1 protein-coding gene is annotated in these 530 nt (G+C 62.5%); it reads left to right on the top strand.

The annotated features are described in order from the left end of the window. A partial coding sequence (locus AACY52_RS29940; protein WP_339561322.1) for a PAS domain-containing protein occupies positions 1 to 530 on the top strand: 530 nt, incomplete at both ends.

Here is a 530-nt window from a genome sequence, read left to right as displayed (position 1 = left end):
CGGATGCCGATGATCATCACCAATCCGCGCTTGCCCGACAACCCGGTGGTGTTTGCCAACAACGCCTTTTGCCGGTTGAGCGGATATCCGCGCGACGAAATTCTCGGCCGGAACTGCCGTTTCCTGCAGGGGCCGGAGAGCGACCCCGCAACCGTGCAGCGCATTCGCGAGGCGGTCGAGCGGGTCGAGCCGCTCGAGATCGACATTCTCAACCACCGCAAGGACGGCGAGACCTTCTGGAACCGGCTGCTGATGGCCCCGGTGTTCGATACCGAGGGCGTGCTGGCCTATTTCTTCGCCAGCCAGGTCGATGTGACGATCGAGCGCGAGCGCCTGAAGGGGCTGGAAGACGATAACGCCTCGTTGATGGCGGAATTGACCGATCGGTTGCGGTTGCAGGAAGAACATGAGCGCGAACTCGCCTTCACCCTCAGGGCGGCACGGTTTGGCACATGGAGCCTGGATATTGCCAGCAAGCGCCTGACCGCGTCGGAAACGTGCAAGGAGATTTTCGGCCTGCGCGCCGATCA

It is taken from the genome of Pseudomonas sp. EA_65y_Pfl1_P113 (genome assembly GCF_963970525.1).
Classification (GTDB): domain Bacteria; phylum Pseudomonadota; class Gammaproteobacteria; order Pseudomonadales; family Pseudomonadaceae; genus Aquipseudomonas; species Aquipseudomonas tritici.
This window is presented reverse-complemented; position numbering and strand designations above follow the sequence as displayed.